At 56.9% G+C, this 13,070-nt stretch carries 16 protein-coding genes; 4 read left to right on the top strand and 12 right to left on the bottom strand.

The window, feature by feature from the left end; genetic code table 11:
* Positions 1-55: 55 nt before the first annotated feature.
* Positions 56-1,303 carry an SEL1-like repeat protein gene (locus CUZ56_RS08825; RefSeq protein WP_162615295.1) on the bottom strand — a complete coding sequence of 416 codons (1,248 nt, stop codon included), beginning with the start codon at positions 1,301-1,303 and terminating at the stop codon, positions 56-58.
* A gap of 232 nt (positions 1,304-1,535) precedes the next feature.
* Between CUZ56_RS08825 and CUZ56_RS08820 the strand changes: the two genes are divergently transcribed.
* On the top strand, positions 1,536-1,931 hold the full coding sequence (locus CUZ56_RS08820; protein ID WP_126980028.1) for a hypothetical protein: 396 nt from the start codon (positions 1,536-1,538) through the stop codon (positions 1,929-1,931).
* Between the two features lie 14 nt (positions 1,932-1,945).
* The gene (locus CUZ56_RS08815) at positions 1,946-2,947 is read left to right on the top strand and encodes an SMI1/KNR4 family protein (RefSeq protein WP_126980027.1); all 1,002 of its coding nucleotides are present in this window, start codon (positions 1,946-1,948) and stop codon (positions 2,945-2,947) included.
* 62 nt (positions 2,948-3,009) lie between these two features.
* On the opposite strand, the gene CUZ56_RS08810 is transcribed toward CUZ56_RS08815, so the two are convergent.
* From CUZ56_RS08810 to CUZ56_RS08785, 7 genes are all read right to left on the bottom strand, one after another.
* The gene (locus CUZ56_RS08810) at positions 3,010-3,240 is read right to left on the bottom strand and encodes a hypothetical protein (RefSeq protein ID WP_126980026.1); all 231 of its coding nucleotides are present in this window, start codon (positions 3,238-3,240) and stop codon (positions 3,010-3,012) included.
* An 86-nt stretch (positions 3,241-3,326) separates the two neighbouring features.
* Positions 3,327-3,566 carry a helix-turn-helix domain-containing protein gene (locus tag CUZ56_RS15765; RefSeq protein ID WP_162615294.1) on the bottom strand — a complete coding sequence of 80 codons (240 nt, stop codon included), beginning with the start codon at positions 3,564-3,566 and terminating at the stop codon, positions 3,327-3,329.
* Between the two features lies 1 nt (position 3,567).
* Entirely contained in the window at positions 3,568-3,960 is a 393-nt protein-coding gene (locus CUZ56_RS15760; RefSeq protein WP_162615293.1) for a hypothetical protein, read from the bottom strand.
* 93 nt (positions 3,961-4,053) lie between these two features.
* Positions 4,054-4,464 carry a hypothetical protein gene (locus CUZ56_RS08800; protein ID WP_126980024.1) on the bottom strand — a complete coding sequence of 137 codons (411 nt, stop codon included), beginning with the start codon at positions 4,462-4,464 and terminating at the stop codon, positions 4,054-4,056.
* Positions 4,465-4,474: 10 nt separating this feature from the next.
* The gene (locus CUZ56_RS08795) at positions 4,475-4,720 is read right to left on the bottom strand and encodes a helix-turn-helix domain-containing protein (RefSeq protein ID WP_126980023.1); all 246 of its coding nucleotides are present in this window, start codon (positions 4,718-4,720) and stop codon (positions 4,475-4,477) included.
* Between the two features lie 133 nt (positions 4,721-4,853).
* Complete coding sequence (locus CUZ56_RS08790; RefSeq protein WP_126980022.1) at positions 4,854-5,537, bottom strand: DUF6475 domain-containing protein; 684 nt, start codon at positions 5,535-5,537, stop codon at positions 4,854-4,856.
* Positions 5,538-5,571: 34 nt separating this feature from the next.
* Positions 5,572-6,543, bottom strand: coding sequence for a hypothetical protein (locus tag CUZ56_RS08785; protein WP_126980021.1), 972 nt, complete (start codon positions 6,541-6,543; stop codon positions 5,572-5,574).
* Between the two features lie 1,110 nt (positions 6,544-7,653).
* On the opposite strand from CUZ56_RS08785, the gene CUZ56_RS08780 reads away from it, so the two are divergent.
* Both CUZ56_RS08780 and CUZ56_RS08775 read left to right on the top strand, forming a co-directional pair.
* Positions 7,654-8,358, top strand: a complete 705-nt coding sequence (locus CUZ56_RS08780) for a S24 family peptidase (RefSeq protein WP_126980020.1) — start codon at positions 7,654-7,656, stop codon at positions 8,356-8,358.
* Between the two features lie 276 nt (positions 8,359-8,634).
* Positions 8,635-8,964, top strand: coding sequence for a hypothetical protein (locus tag CUZ56_RS08775; protein ID WP_126980019.1), 330 nt, complete (start codon positions 8,635-8,637; stop codon positions 8,962-8,964).
* A 93-nt stretch (positions 8,965-9,057) separates the two neighbouring features.
* On the opposite strand, the gene CUZ56_RS08770 is transcribed toward CUZ56_RS08775, so the two are convergent.
* The 4 genes from CUZ56_RS08770 to CUZ56_RS08755 all read right to left on the bottom strand — a co-directional run bounded on the left by CUZ56_RS08770 (position 9,058) and on the right by CUZ56_RS08755 (position 13,068).
* The gene (locus tag CUZ56_RS08770) at positions 9,058-10,293 is read right to left on the bottom strand and encodes a hypothetical protein (RefSeq protein ID WP_126980018.1); all 1,236 of its coding nucleotides are present in this window, start codon (positions 10,291-10,293) and stop codon (positions 9,058-9,060) included.
* Between the two features lie 69 nt (positions 10,294-10,362).
* Positions 10,363-11,196 (bottom strand): ion transporter, encoded by an 834-nt coding sequence (locus CUZ56_RS08765; RefSeq protein WP_126980158.1) that lies wholly within the window; start codon positions 11,194-11,196, stop codon positions 10,363-10,365.
* Complete coding sequence (locus CUZ56_RS16010; RefSeq protein ID WP_148113753.1) at positions 11,171-11,560, bottom strand: hypothetical protein; 390 nt, start codon at positions 11,558-11,560, stop codon at positions 11,171-11,173. Before CUZ56_RS16010 ends, CUZ56_RS08765 begins: the two co-directional genes overlap by 26 nt.
* A gap of 182 nt (positions 11,561-11,742) precedes the next feature.
* On the bottom strand, positions 11,743-13,068 hold the full coding sequence (locus tag CUZ56_RS08755; protein WP_126980016.1) for a hypothetical protein: 1,326 nt from the start codon (positions 13,066-13,068) through the stop codon (positions 11,743-11,745).
* Positions 13,069-13,070: the final 2 nt, after the last annotated feature.

Below are 13,070 nucleotides of genomic sequence, written 5' to 3'. Positions count from 1 at the left end.
CTCCCGCAACCATCCCCGGCCAGGCCTGTAATGTCCCTCACGGGGTCTCGCAGGGTCATTCCCCGTGCCTGGCCTTGCGGCGCAAGCGGATAAACCACACCAACATCACCGCCACCACCACAACTGACCACAGCCATGGCCCTACCACCACAGCCACCTCACGTGGCAGCAACCCGCCTTGATGCTGATCCAGCAGGTTCAGGTTGTACTGCGCTTGAGCATTGCCCTGCTGTGCCGCCTGGGTAAACCAGGCCCTGGCGGCCTGCCTGTCTTTATCAACACCGAGGCCATTCAGGTACATCGCCCCCAGGTTATTCTGCGCATAAGCCAAACCCTGCGCGGCTGCCTTTTCATACCACTGCACAGCCATGCGGTTATCCTGCGCAACACCCCGGCCATCACGGTACATCACGCCCAGATTGTACTGAGCCTCAGCCAGCCCCTGCGCCGCCGCTTTTTCAAGCCATGCCAACGCGGCGGCATCATCCTGCGTACCCCCTGTCCCCTCGTAATACATCATGCCCAGGTTATACTGGGCCGGCGCACAATCGCGACTGGCCGCACTTTCAAAATAAGCCAGGGCCATTTCATCATCCTGCACCACACCACAGCCGTCCCTGTACAAAAGACCGATATTGTTTTCTGCCATCTCATGCGACTGGTCTGCGGCCTGCTGGTACCACTGCAACGCCATGCCGCAATCAGGCTCCACCCCCAGCCCTTCATAATGCATCACGCCCAGGTGGAACTGCGCATCGGCATGGCCTTGCACAGCGGCTTTTTCAAGCCACGTTATTGCCATCACATAATCTGTATCCACCCCCTTGCCTTCGTGATACATCGTCCCCATCATGTATTGCGCATCGGCATAATTCTGTGCTGCGGCCTCTTCAAACCAGGCTCTTGCCATTGCGTCATCCTGCGCCCCTCCCAAACCCTCGTAATACAGCCACCCGAGAAAATACTGCGCATCCACATGTCCGTGCTGCGCAGCCTTCTCAAACCACACCCTAGCCTGTGCATAATCCTGCACAATCCCCAGCCCTTCATAATACATCGCCCCCACGCTGAACTGCGCTGCATCATGCCCTTGCTCAGCGGCTTTCAAATACCACGCCAATGCCGCCGGATAATCCTGCGCCACGCCATTACCCAAGTAATACGCCTCGCCCATTTCATACTGTGCCTGCACATCACCACCCTGTGCATCCTCCAGCACACCGGCTGCGGCCCCCAAAGCTGCACAAACCAGCAGGCACCCGCACAGAAGCATCTGCCGCAACCACTGAGTACACTTCATCATCAGCATTCCTTTTCACCTGTGCAACACATCTGTCACGGCTCCCTGTGGCATACAGTCAACATACTGTCGCACAAGGGCCAGACCCTGTGCATTTTCCGATAAACCCCACCATTTCCGCGCTACACCCCAGCACCCTTCTCGGTTACACCAGGGGGGTTACCGTTTCATACGCTATCATCAGCCATTCCAGCCACCGCTTTACACCACCTTTAACGCACCAAGAGACACGCTGATGAAAACAATGCATACCCTGCTGGCCGCCCTGCTGCTGACAGCCACCGTCACCCAGGCACAACCTGCCGCCAGCGAAACACAACCCGACCCGCTGCAAACCGAGCCAGCGCTCAACATCCTGCTGCGCCATACCGACATGGTCATCCCCCCTGCATCCTCATGCTATGGCCACTATGCAGACGTCAGCCAGCCCACACTTGGCAACCTGCTTGCCACCCAACTGGCCTATTTATACAAAGGCGACAACATCATCGCCGGTGCGTGCCTACAGGAAAAATGCCGCATCCACATCACCCATGCCGCCGGTGAAGACCTGTTCTCCACCACCATTTACTTTGCTGTCGAACAGGGCACCATCAACCCCGCCAGCCTGCACTGCCTCATGACACCCTGAATACCGGCCAGTCCATGACAAGCACCTCGAGCACCTGTTTTCCGAACTTCGACCTCACCCATTTTTGGGAAGACAGCGACTACGCTGCCAAAGAATACACCGGCAGCTACCCCGATGCCGCCACCATTGCCAGCCTGGAAAACGAACTCGGCTACAAACTGCCTGCGGCCTACATTGAACTCATGCAAGCCACCCGCAATGGCGGCATCCCCACCAACACCTGCTTTCCCACCACTGAAGCCACCTCATGGGCCGAGGACCACATCGCCATCACCGGCATCCTGGGCATCGGGCGCGACAAACCCTATGCCATCGGTGGCACATTCGGCAGCCAATTTCATATTGACGAATGGGGCTACCCGCCTATAGGCATAGCCATTTGCGACTGCCCCTCGGCCGGGCACGACCTGGTGTTTCTCGACTACCGCCAGAGTGGCCCGCAAGGCGAGCCCGAAGTCGTGCACGTCGACCAGGAGGGCAATTACCGCATCACCTGGCTCGCGCCCGACTTTGCCAGCTTCATCCGCGGCCTGGTCAACCAAGAAGTGTTTGACGACAGCCAGGGATACCAGCAGGAACAACTCGAAACCGTGCGCAGCGCACCCTTCTCGCCCTTACTAGCCACGCTGTGCCAAAACATCACCGAAATAAACCACATCGAACAGCGCATTCGCCATCTGGCTGAAACCATCGTGCAACAAGAAGGCTTTTTTGCACTGCACGCCGATGAACACTCCCATCTGCTGTACGGCCTGCAATTCTGGCTGTACACCAAAGCCCACCCGCACACCACACAAGAGCAGTTCCTGCAAGCCTACCCCGGCATCATCGCCCTGGCATCCGGCTTTTCCACCGGCGGTTATGCACCCGACTTCATCTCCGAATGGCTGCATGGGCACATCGAACAAGGGCAGATACAACCAAACAGCAGCATGCACCTGGCCTTCACACCCCAGGCCGCCAGTGCGCTCATTGCGCAATTCAACGCTGCAACGGCATCCACCCCCGGGCTGTAGCCCGTAAACCCTGCAATGTGGCGTGTGCCTGAATACACACGCTGACACGCCGCCGCCCAGCATCACGACACCATCTTCACGTGCCGGATGCGGGCAATTGCCTGCCCGCGCCGCTCACCCGACAAAATATAATGCACCTGCGTTTTGCCGCACTCCATCTTGCATGCAATCTGCGACAGCGACAACCCCTGCGCCCGCAACTCAAAAATCAGATCCACGTCATGGTCAGTCAGCTTGGCGCGGTGATGCAACTGCCCGATGCGCCGCCCCTTTTCATTGAAACACATCTCCATCAAACCTCCTGTCTTCCGCCTGCCCTGTGCCGCACCACCAGTAACAGGCCCTGAACCCCCTGCTAAGAACCACCGGCCGCCCCCCGTTACATCGCCCACGGCAGTACATGCACACACCGGCTTTTCACCACCGGTTGCGAACGGATCTCGCCATGCAAAATCTTCCATACCGTTGTCCTGCCACATTCCATGCGCTCGGCAATCGAAACAATCGTCATACCCTGCTCACGCAATTCAAAAATCAGCTCCACATCGCGGTCCGTCAACCGCGCTTTGTGATGCGACTGCCCAATGCGATACCCCCGGTCGTTATACTGAAGCTCCACGCTACACCCCCTTCCTTGCACACTCACCACTACAAACATTGTTGCAATCACTGTTACAACCACTGCCGCAACCATCCCCACAATGACCACTGCAACCGCTGCTGCCGCCACCACCGCAACACGCTGTGCCGCCATCCGTATGCGCCACAACCGGCACAACACGCCCTTGCACACCACCTGCCTGCATGCCACCTTCCGGTACAGGGGGACAGTGCCGCGCATCAGAACAAGCCGCCTGCTCAAAACACTGCGGACATGTGCGCCGCGCACGCGCAATCGCATCCTCCACCGCAATGCTGCGCCTGATCTCGCTGTCCGGATACATCGTCGCTGCACGCTTGAGCATATCCTGCACATACACAGGCAACAAATTGTGATATACACCTTTATTCATCCATCATTCCTTTTTCTGTTGTACTTCCTGAGCGTGTTCACACACGCCTCGCATACCTTTCACACACCCTCACCACAAGCCCACTCCGCCCGGTTACAGCCTGAGCTTCTGGTACGCCACAATGTCATGTGCATGCCCATCGTGCTGCCACCATGAACTCAAGCCATTGGCAATGCCCATAACCCCCGAACGCGTTTTGATCTTGGCCGTCTCATACCACGCCAGCGGGCAAGGCCCGCCCTGCCAGTTTGTCCACTCACTGCCCTCTGCCTCCCCTGCCGAACGCCTGGCCCGCGCCTCACACCCTGGGCAGGCATGCATATAACCGGCCCACAAAACATCCGTACGCGCCTGCGCACAATCCCTGCAAACCTGCGCATACAACAACACATCATCACCGTGACCTGCCTCATCACCATCATTCCCAGCCAGACCCACCTGCCCATTGGCATTCACACCATCCATCATTGACACACCTTTCATCTGCACATCCCCTGCTTTCATACACACCACCTCACGCCTCATCCCGCCTCTGGCGGCTGATATAACGCGACACCGTGCTCTCATCCACCCGCACTTCATACGCAATATCCACCAACCCCCAGCCATCGGCATACAGGCGCTTAATCAACCGGGCCTGCCCGGCAGACAATGGCCGTCCCGGGTTCATCCGGGGCTCCGCCTTTTCCGGCCAGTTCACCAGCACATTCACCATCTTTTGCATCACATCCGACTGCGTCATTCCTTCTGTCCCTTTCATTTGTCACCATCTGCCAACCATCTGTCCAAGCCACCTTGGCCGCCTTGCCGGCCTTTACTGCCTGCATTGCTCTCGCTGCTATTGCTGCTTTTTTTACTACCCATCCAGCGCTGCACCTTTACCCTCTGCTAGTTCACGTTGCCTCACCACCCACAACCGTAGAGGGCCCCCCTGCCCACAGCACACCCCTGACAATGCCCGCCTGGCCAGTGCCACCAAAACAATCCCCCGTACCACCACCGGCAGAAACACCGCCACGCATCACCTGCGCACAACGCAACTGCTCCCCGACCAGCACCGGTGCGGGCACCGGCAAACCCCGCCGCGCATACAACTCATCGGCCCCGCGGTCCCCCACCAGCACACAGGGGTAGGGTGCTGCGCCATCTCCGGCATACGCGCGGTAGCTCTCACAAAAACGGTGCTGCAAATAGCCCAGCTCCTTCACCGGTGTGCGGCACACCACCGCCCAGCCGCCCAGATCAGCAACCACCCGGTGAATCAGCCCTTCGTCAAAACACACATCGCAATACGCCCCCACATGCACCATCGCCTGCAACACCTTGCCCCACGCCACCTGTGAACGCTCGGTACGCGAACCCTCCAGCAGCTTGATGATGTGCGCGGGCATCGGCACAAAACGCCCCTGCTCCGGATCTGCCACATGCGCATCCACCGCCGCCTTGAACTGCTCCAGAGAAAAACGCTGACACACCCGCCACCACATGCGCAATACAAAATCCGTCGCGTCCTGGCGGTAAAACGTCAGCACACCGGCCAGGTACTGCACAAACTCCGCATAATCCTCACGCTGCATACCAGCCCCTTTGCCATTTCTGCGGTATTGCCATCTACGCTGGCCTTCCCTTGCCACTTGCACCACACGGCCCATCCACCGCTGCGCGCTCCTGTACTTCCTGCACTTCCCGTGTCTCTCGCACCTCTCGTGCCTCCCGCTCTTCCTGCGCAATCAGTCGAGCCACCACAGCGCCGTTGCGCTGCTCCAAAACCGCCTGCTTTCCAGCCGCGCTAAACCTCTGCACACCGCTGCTGGCACGGGCAAACTTCACCGCATTGCCACACCATGCACGCCAAGCGGCTTGCCAGTCCAGCATCGTGCTGCCTTTGGCGGTGTGATAATCCTTGAACGCCTGCAACTCCACCACCACATCCACCCCCCGTTCCTGCGCAAATGCCCAGCTGCTGCTTGAGAGATCAAAATCCTCCGGCAACATCTGCCTTTGCTTAATCACCCCTTTTGCTGAACGCCCCTTATTTGCACACGCCGGCACCTTTGGCACACCAGCACCCCCCGCGCTTTCGCCTCCGTCTTCGATAACGTCTCCGGTAGCGTCTCCGATACCGTTTCCGACAACGCCCTCGCCTTCGAATACGGTGGCATCTGCTATCCCTGTGCTACACCGATGCGCATCCGGTGCTACGCATCTGCTATGCATCTGCTGTGCAACACCACCAGCACCATCGGTCGCATCAGCCCCAAACGGTGATGGAAACTTGCTCTGCTTGGCACGCGCCTGCTGCTTAAAATTCCACACCTGCAAATACAACTTGCCATTCACCTCGTACAAATCCACCAACCCGGCCTGCCTCGTTTTCTCCAGCCAGTGCGCAACATCGTCATTACCCACCTGGTCAAGCCGCAATGCAAACAACGCTGCCCGCAGCAATGACACATGCGCGAAATAACGGCCATAATCGTCCACCACAGACAGCAGGCGGCGGTAAAACACCTCGCTGGGCCAGTCCAGCCGGTTCACCCGCTCACTGGTCAAAATACCTTCTCTCAAAATCCGGTTAGGCACCACCCGCCTCCCTGCGCACACATACCACTGAACCTGCTTTTCCGGGCACCCTTTGGCATAACAAACCGGCACTTCGCCGGCAATCCATGCCCTTGCCTGCCTCTGGTTTCAATTCACGCACACAATTTTTCATTAATTTATTAAAAATCAGAAATAACTATAATTTAAGAAGAATTTACAGAAACACTGCCATAAACCCCAATTGACCCATAATTTAGAATGTATTAAACAGCGTGCACAATTCGCCAGATCACCTGCACCCATCCGCCTGCACCATCCGGTAAGCCCCGCCGTTTTCTGGCACGGGCTGCATACCACCTGATGCAAAAAGAGAAAAGAACGCCTCACCCGGCAAACCAGTTTGGCTTGCAGGTTCTATACCTACCTCTAAAAACAATGATTTTCCGTAACGCCTTGGCCCCGATCCGGACTGCTGAAACCGGGTTGTGATGCCTGCCTGCTGATTTCTCTATTTTGGTACTGCTTTGAACTGAAAAATCAAGGGAACATTGCTATCACATAACTAAAGTTTAACAATTACTAAACGATCAGTCAAGAAAAATAACAATTATTTGTCAAGGTCTTTAGTTAATGCTAAACTAACTATCAGGCATTGTGTTGAAGTACTTGAAACTATTGATATGAGGCAGCCGCTCATGCGTGCAATGTGATGTATGAAACACAGTTAGACAAAAAGTATGCAGACTGTGTGAAAAAATCCCGGCAATAAGTACCCACCTGACCTTGACACTCTGAGCGATTCAGACCATGCTATAAAGTAACTATGAGAGCACGTAGTCACAAAGCATTTGAATGATCTGACAAGCTGCTTGGCATGACCTGTCAACACGTCGCTCCATAACCCAAGAGGCATAAACTATGAACAACATCTATTGCCATACCGAATTTCAGCGCCGTCCTAAAGACGCGCGCCATTGCCATGTCGCCCTATGGCGACACACCAGCACCTCAGCAGGCCCGGCCCGGGTCAGGCAGGGTGCAATCTTTCTTTCATAGCCAAGGCTTGACCATTGCAAGCCATTGCAGCAACCACAGCCAGTCATTTCATGTTGTATACATCCACCATCAGATTACACCCATGCAAATATTATGAAAGAATCCGATATCACACGCCGTACCGAATTTCAGCGCTATTTTGAAGACGTGTTACGGGGCAACCGCCAGCAACTGATCCAGTCGGGCATCAGCAAAGGCCGCGTTACCCAGTACCTCGATCCGAAAGAGCCTTTCGGCGAACGCGCCGCCATTGCCATTGAAGACAAACTCGGCGTTGATCGCGGCACCATATTCCCCTCGCTGCTGGCAGCCAGGCACTACTACTCACCGCTGCACATTCCGCACCAGCACGCGCCGCACCTTGCCGCAGCAATCCAGCACATTGTCAACCAGGCCATTCCGGTGGTTGGCTCGGCACAGCTTGGCGATAACGGACACTTTTACGAACTGCAATACCCTGTGGGCCAGGGTGACGGCTATATCCAGTGGGCCACCAGCGACCCCAATGCCTACGCGCTGCGCTGCAAGGGCGACAGCATGAAGCCCCGCATCCGGCACGGCGAATTCGTCATTGTCGAACCGAATCATGACTACCACCCCGGAGACGAAGTCGTCGTGCGCGACAAGCGCGACAGAGTCATGGTCAAACAACTCAACTACATCCGCGACGGCATGGTCTACCTTCAGTCTGTCAATGAGGCATTCGGACAAATCGGCATCCCGCAGGAAGACATTGAAATCATGCATTACGTTGCCGGCATCGCCAAATCGGCACTGCACATGCCCGACAGCAAGTAGCCCGGCAGCGCACACCGCGCCGCCGGTCCGGGCCGCGTACCTCTATCACTCATCACCTCCACCCAGCAGCAACACAATAGCCAGCATTGGCCCAGCAGCGCCGCAGCACACCTGTTTGGCCTACCACAAAAATGAATGCTGTAAATAAACTCTGCGCTATACTGCGGCGCAGCACCGTGAAGCAGTCATGCCTGCGGGGCCTGAACAATACACACAGCCTGACAGACCGGCCAGTATCGGCGTCACATCAATCAATCCGAACATCTGAATCAACCTATGCTGCCCATCCTTATCGGAATCATCGTCTCCATCGCGATTCTGACCGTTCCGCTGATGCTGGTCGCCAAATTCATCGGCGCTCAACGCACCGACTTCAAAACCTGCCTGCTGGCGGTCACCGCCCAGGTGGTTGCAGAAGCCATACTGCACGCCTTTTTGGGTGATAACGCCATACTGATCGGGTTCATTATTTTTGTTGGCATTTATAAATACATGCTCGAAACCACCTGGCTCAAATCCATGTTCATCAACATCATTTCCAACATGCTGCTTTGGGCCATCATGCTGCTGGGGCTGGCTTCATTCATGTACCATACAGCACCATGAGTCCCCAGAAAACTCTCCCCCAAAGGGACTAGGGGGCCGCGCAACTGGATGGCCAGCTGTATGGTCAACTGTGCAGCCACGGCCACACCTCGGCTACGGCTGTCGTACAGCCGTCGGGTGCATACGCAACATCACGCGCGCACCCCGCATAACCAGCCACCTCAGTACCCACAACTCCAGCGCCCACACAAACAAAGGCAATGACAGCGACAACAGCCAATGGCGCCCCATGCCATAAGCCTTTATCATGTCAAGCAAACCCTCATTGGACAGCACCACATACATTGTCCACAGCAACGGCGAAAAACACACCAGCAGCATATAAAGCCGCCAGCCCCGCCCGTACACCTGGGCACACAGGCGCCATATCAGCAGCAACGCCAGCACCAGCGTAACCACTCGGCCTGCAGCAGAAAACAGAACTTCCAACAGATTGAAAATCGGCTCGGCCAGCACATCAGGAAAATTCCATACCAGCTCGACCAGCAGCCACAGCATCATATGCAAGCATAACACCCCGCCAAACGCCAGCAGCACGCCACGCGCCATATAAGGCTTATACAGCTTTTTAACATCCGGCAGCCGTATCGATGCCACCCACGCATAAATCAGCAGCCCGACCGGCAACAAAGGCAGCGCCTGCCACAACTGCACCAGCAGCGGGTTCGGATGTGTCTGCTGCGCGGCAGCCATCAGCGCCCAGTAGTTCACCTGCTGGTAAAGCGCCACCAGCAACGCCGCCAGCAGTGCCGAAAACCCCCACAGGGCGCAGCGCCGCCAGAGCCGGGCATCCAGTGCCAGCGGAGAGCGGGTCAGCCAGCGCATGTGATCCAGCAGCATGAACACCAGATGCATCCCCGCCCACAGAACAAGGCAGCGAACCGCCGGCTGCCATATGGATACCCCATACAACTCCAGCGGATGAGCCCCGGCCCGGCTGAGTGCACCCCGCAAAAACGAATACCCGATCTGCACCAGATACATCAGCGCATAAAGCAGCACGCCAGTCAGCACACACCGGACCACATTTCCAACCGTCAGCCGGCACACCGAACGCGGAAACAGATAAACAAAAAACAGCACATACACATAAAACAGCAACAGCACATTGATGCTGCGACCCAGCACGTCCCACAGCGAATATCCGACTTGCAGCCGCGGAGCCGCCATATATGCAAGCAGCGTCCCCAACAAAGATAACAACCACACCGTCAGCGTGCCCCATGCCGCGAGCTTCAGCACACCCGACACCTGCCCGCCCGGTACGGCAAGCTTTCTGCGGGGCTGCGCCAGCGGCTCAACCGGCCCCCGATCATCATCCGTTTGCATCAGCTATGACTCCTCCAAAAATTATGATCATTATCCGCATCATCGCACATGCAACAGCATCTGCCAAATTCAGCTTTCCGTGCCCTGCTGCTGGCCGCGCGGCTGGCACCCGGCCTGCCCCATCGCCTGGCGTAGTTCAGCCATTTCTGAGCGCAGGCTACGCAGCTCATCCATCAGCAACTCATTTTCACTCTTGACCACTTCGCGCGTTTCCTCCTGCTCCTCGTGGTCAGCCTCATGCATCGTATCCACCATGATCGCAATGAACAGATTCAGCACCGCAAACGTGGCCACCAGCACAAACAACACAAAAAACACCCAGGCCCACGGGTATGCCGCCATGATCGGGCGCGTCACCCCGGTTGCCCATGAATCCAGCGTCATGATCTGGAACAGCGTAAACAGCGAACTGCCCAGGTTGCCAAAAAGCACCGGAAACTGCTCGCCAAACAGCTTGGTTGCCATCACCGCGGCAATATAAAAAATCAGCAGCAACAAAGCCATCACCGAACTGATGCCCGGAATCGCCCGCAGCAGCGCATTCACCACCTTGCGCATGGCCGGCACCGTAGAAACCAGCCGCAGCGCACGCAAAATGCGCAAGGCCCGCAACACCGACAGCCCGGCCCCGGCCGGCACCAGCGTAATGCCCACCACCAGAAAATCAAACACATTCCAGCCGCTGAAGAAAAAACGGTGCCGGTACACCACCAGCTTGAGCACAATTTCAACAATGAAAATACCCAGCGCCAGATGATCCAGCGTCACCAGCACCGGGCCTGCTGCACCGGCCATCAGCGCAGGCGAAGTTTCAAACCCCAGCGTAATGGCATTGATCACAATGACCACAATGATAAAACGCTGAAATACAGCAGACTCAATCAGCTTTTGAACCGCACCCATGGCAAACCACCGCTTGTAATGAATAAAACCAACCGGCAACGCCCCTGCAACTGCACTCGCTTGCCACGACACTGAACAGCCCGGCCCCGGCCTGCTGCCCGCCAAACATTATAAACTTGGGCAATTTTGCTTTCGATATAATTGGGTGACACATGAGATGATCAACCTCTGACACTACCGCATGGCAACCCTGCACACCCAACTGCAAATCGAAGACCTGCCTGCCGGCAACACCATTGGGGGTCTGGATATATACGAGCTCTAAAACCAACAGGCACAGATGCGCAACCGGAAAAACCGCCAGAACAAAAAAATCGTCGAGGTCTGCCAACGCCTGCGCGCCCGGTTTGATACCGGGGAACACTGGGACCTGCGCGCGACAGGTGACTTTTGCATCGTACCCTCACACTGGGAACTGTCCGACCTGAAAAAAACTTCAAAGCCGTCAACCCGCGCTGGTATGAACAACTGAAACCGCAACTGCCGGATTAAGCTGAACTCATCGACTGAATTCACCAACGGGATTCAGCCGGATGAAACCACCCGCTACGCCATCTTCAGCATCGCCCTGATGCCACCGCGCACCATCACCGCCAGCAGCCACAGGCACAACACCCACGGGAAAAAATACCATCCGAGCAGCGCCGCCACGTTGTAACTCATCATGCTTGCCACGCCCGAAGATGCACCATGCAACGCCTGCACTGTCAAAACAAACCATACACACAGCGGCAGCAAAGCAACCACAACAACAAACAGCCGCCCAGCCCAACCCGCAGCACGCCGGGTCACACGCCACAACACAAACAGCGCCAGCAGCGAAGCCAGCACCGTAGAAACAGCGGTTCCCAGCGACACCACCCAGCCAAGCACATCGTCAAACCACAGTGGGTGATGCACCTTGATCTGATAAGCAATCCCGGCCAGAATCGCCAGCACCACCACACTACCCCAAAACGTGCGCCATACGCCGCGGGCCACACGCGGGCGCTGCACCATCGGTGTTGACTGCCCATACTCGGCCGGCACAAACGCATACACCAGCATGCCCCCTTCTGTGTGAGACATGCCGCGCGTAATCTCAACCTCCTGCTTGACCGGCTGGCGCATCGGCACACCGTACACCGGCAGCGCAAACACATACACCAGCAACACTGCCACCACGTACGGCAGCAACAGCAAAAACTGCATCACCACCGGCCCGGCCAGTTCAATACCTTCAATGCCATCACCCCACGTCACCATGTGGTAAGGCACACGCCAGCGCTCCCACAAAATCAGCAGCAACGCCGCCAGCAGCGCCGAAAACCCCCATAGACAACAACGCTTGACCTGCTGCGCATCCAGCATCAGCGGCGCAGGCTCCAGCCAGCGCTGCCTGACCATAGCCGACATCACCAGCTGAAACACCGCCCACAACACCAGCACCCGCAGCAAACTGACCAGCGGCAGCCAGAAGCCAAGCACCACAGCGCTCACACGGCCTTCAATCAGCCACTGATACACAAACACCTGCCCTGCATCCACGGCACACAACAGCACGCCCACAGCGCAGCACAGCAACCCGTTCTTTACCGTCAGGCGGCACACCGAGCGCGAAAACAGCCCGACCCAAAACACCGCCAGCACAAAAATAAACGTCGGGATATGCAGCCCGGAAAGCAGCGCTGCCCTCCAGGAACCCACCGCCTGCAAGGCAGCCGTCTGAGAATAAAGCCCTGCCAGCAACAATATGGCCGTCAGCATATAACCTGCCAGCCCCAGCACAGCCAGTGCCGCCATACCGGCCAGACGCCCCGGCGGCTGCGCCACCAGTTCAACCATGGCAGCCGCTTCCTGCGGCAAACTCAGGTGGGCAACTTCATTGCTCATCG

Origin of the sequence: Saezia sanguinis, from assembly GCF_003991585.1 — a bacterium.
Taxonomy (GTDB): domain Bacteria; phylum Pseudomonadota; class Gammaproteobacteria; order Burkholderiales; family Burkholderiaceae_C; genus Saezia; species Saezia sanguinis.
This window is presented reverse-complemented; position numbering and strand designations above follow the sequence as displayed.

Excerpts from the sequence above, each read along its gene's own strand:
- CUZ56_RS08825 (WP_162615295.1), bottom strand. The coding sequence starts at position 1,303 with ATGATGAAGTGTACTCAGTGGTTGCGGCAGATGCTTCTGTGCGGGTGC.
- CUZ56_RS08820 (WP_126980028.1), top strand. The coding sequence starts at position 1,536 with ATGAAAACAATGCATACCCTGCTGGCCGCCCTGCTGCTGACAGCCACC.
- CUZ56_RS08815 (WP_126980027.1), top strand. The coding sequence starts at position 1,946 with ATGACAAGCACCTCGAGCACCTGTTTTCCGAACTTCGACCTCACCCAT.
- CUZ56_RS08810 (WP_126980026.1), bottom strand. The coding sequence starts at position 3,240 with ATGGAGATGTGTTTCAATGAAAAGGGGCGGCGCATCGGGCAGTTGCAT.
- CUZ56_RS15760 (WP_162615293.1), bottom strand. The coding sequence starts at position 3,960 with ATGAATAAAGGTGTATATCACAATTTGTTGCCTGTGTATGTGCAGGAT.
- CUZ56_RS08800 (WP_126980024.1), bottom strand. The coding sequence starts at position 4,464 with ATGAAAGCAGGGGATGTGCAGATGAAAGGTGTGTCAATGATGGATGGT.
- CUZ56_RS08795 (WP_126980023.1), bottom strand. The coding sequence starts at position 4,720 with ATGAAAGGGACAGAAGGAATGACGCAGTCGGATGTGATGCAAAAGATG.
- CUZ56_RS08790 (WP_126980022.1), bottom strand. The coding sequence starts at position 5,537 with ATGCAGCGTGAGGATTATGCGGAGTTTGTGCAGTACCTGGCCGGTGTG.
- CUZ56_RS08780 (WP_126980020.1), top strand. The coding sequence starts at position 7,654 with ATGAAAGAATCCGATATCACACGCCGTACCGAATTTCAGCGCTATTTT.
- CUZ56_RS08775 (WP_126980019.1), top strand. The coding sequence starts at position 8,635 with ATGCTGCCCATCCTTATCGGAATCATCGTCTCCATCGCGATTCTGACC.
- CUZ56_RS08770 (WP_126980018.1), bottom strand. The coding sequence starts at position 10,293 with ATGCAAACGGATGATGATCGGGGGCCGGTTGAGCCGCTGGCGCAGCCC.
- CUZ56_RS08765 (WP_126980158.1), bottom strand. The coding sequence starts at position 11,196 with ATGGGTGCGGTTCAAAAGCTGATTGAGTCTGCTGTATTTCAGCGTTTT.
- CUZ56_RS08755 (WP_126980016.1), bottom strand. The coding sequence starts at position 13,068 with ATGAGCAATGAAGTTGCCCACCTGAGTTTGCCGCAGGAAGCGGCTGCC.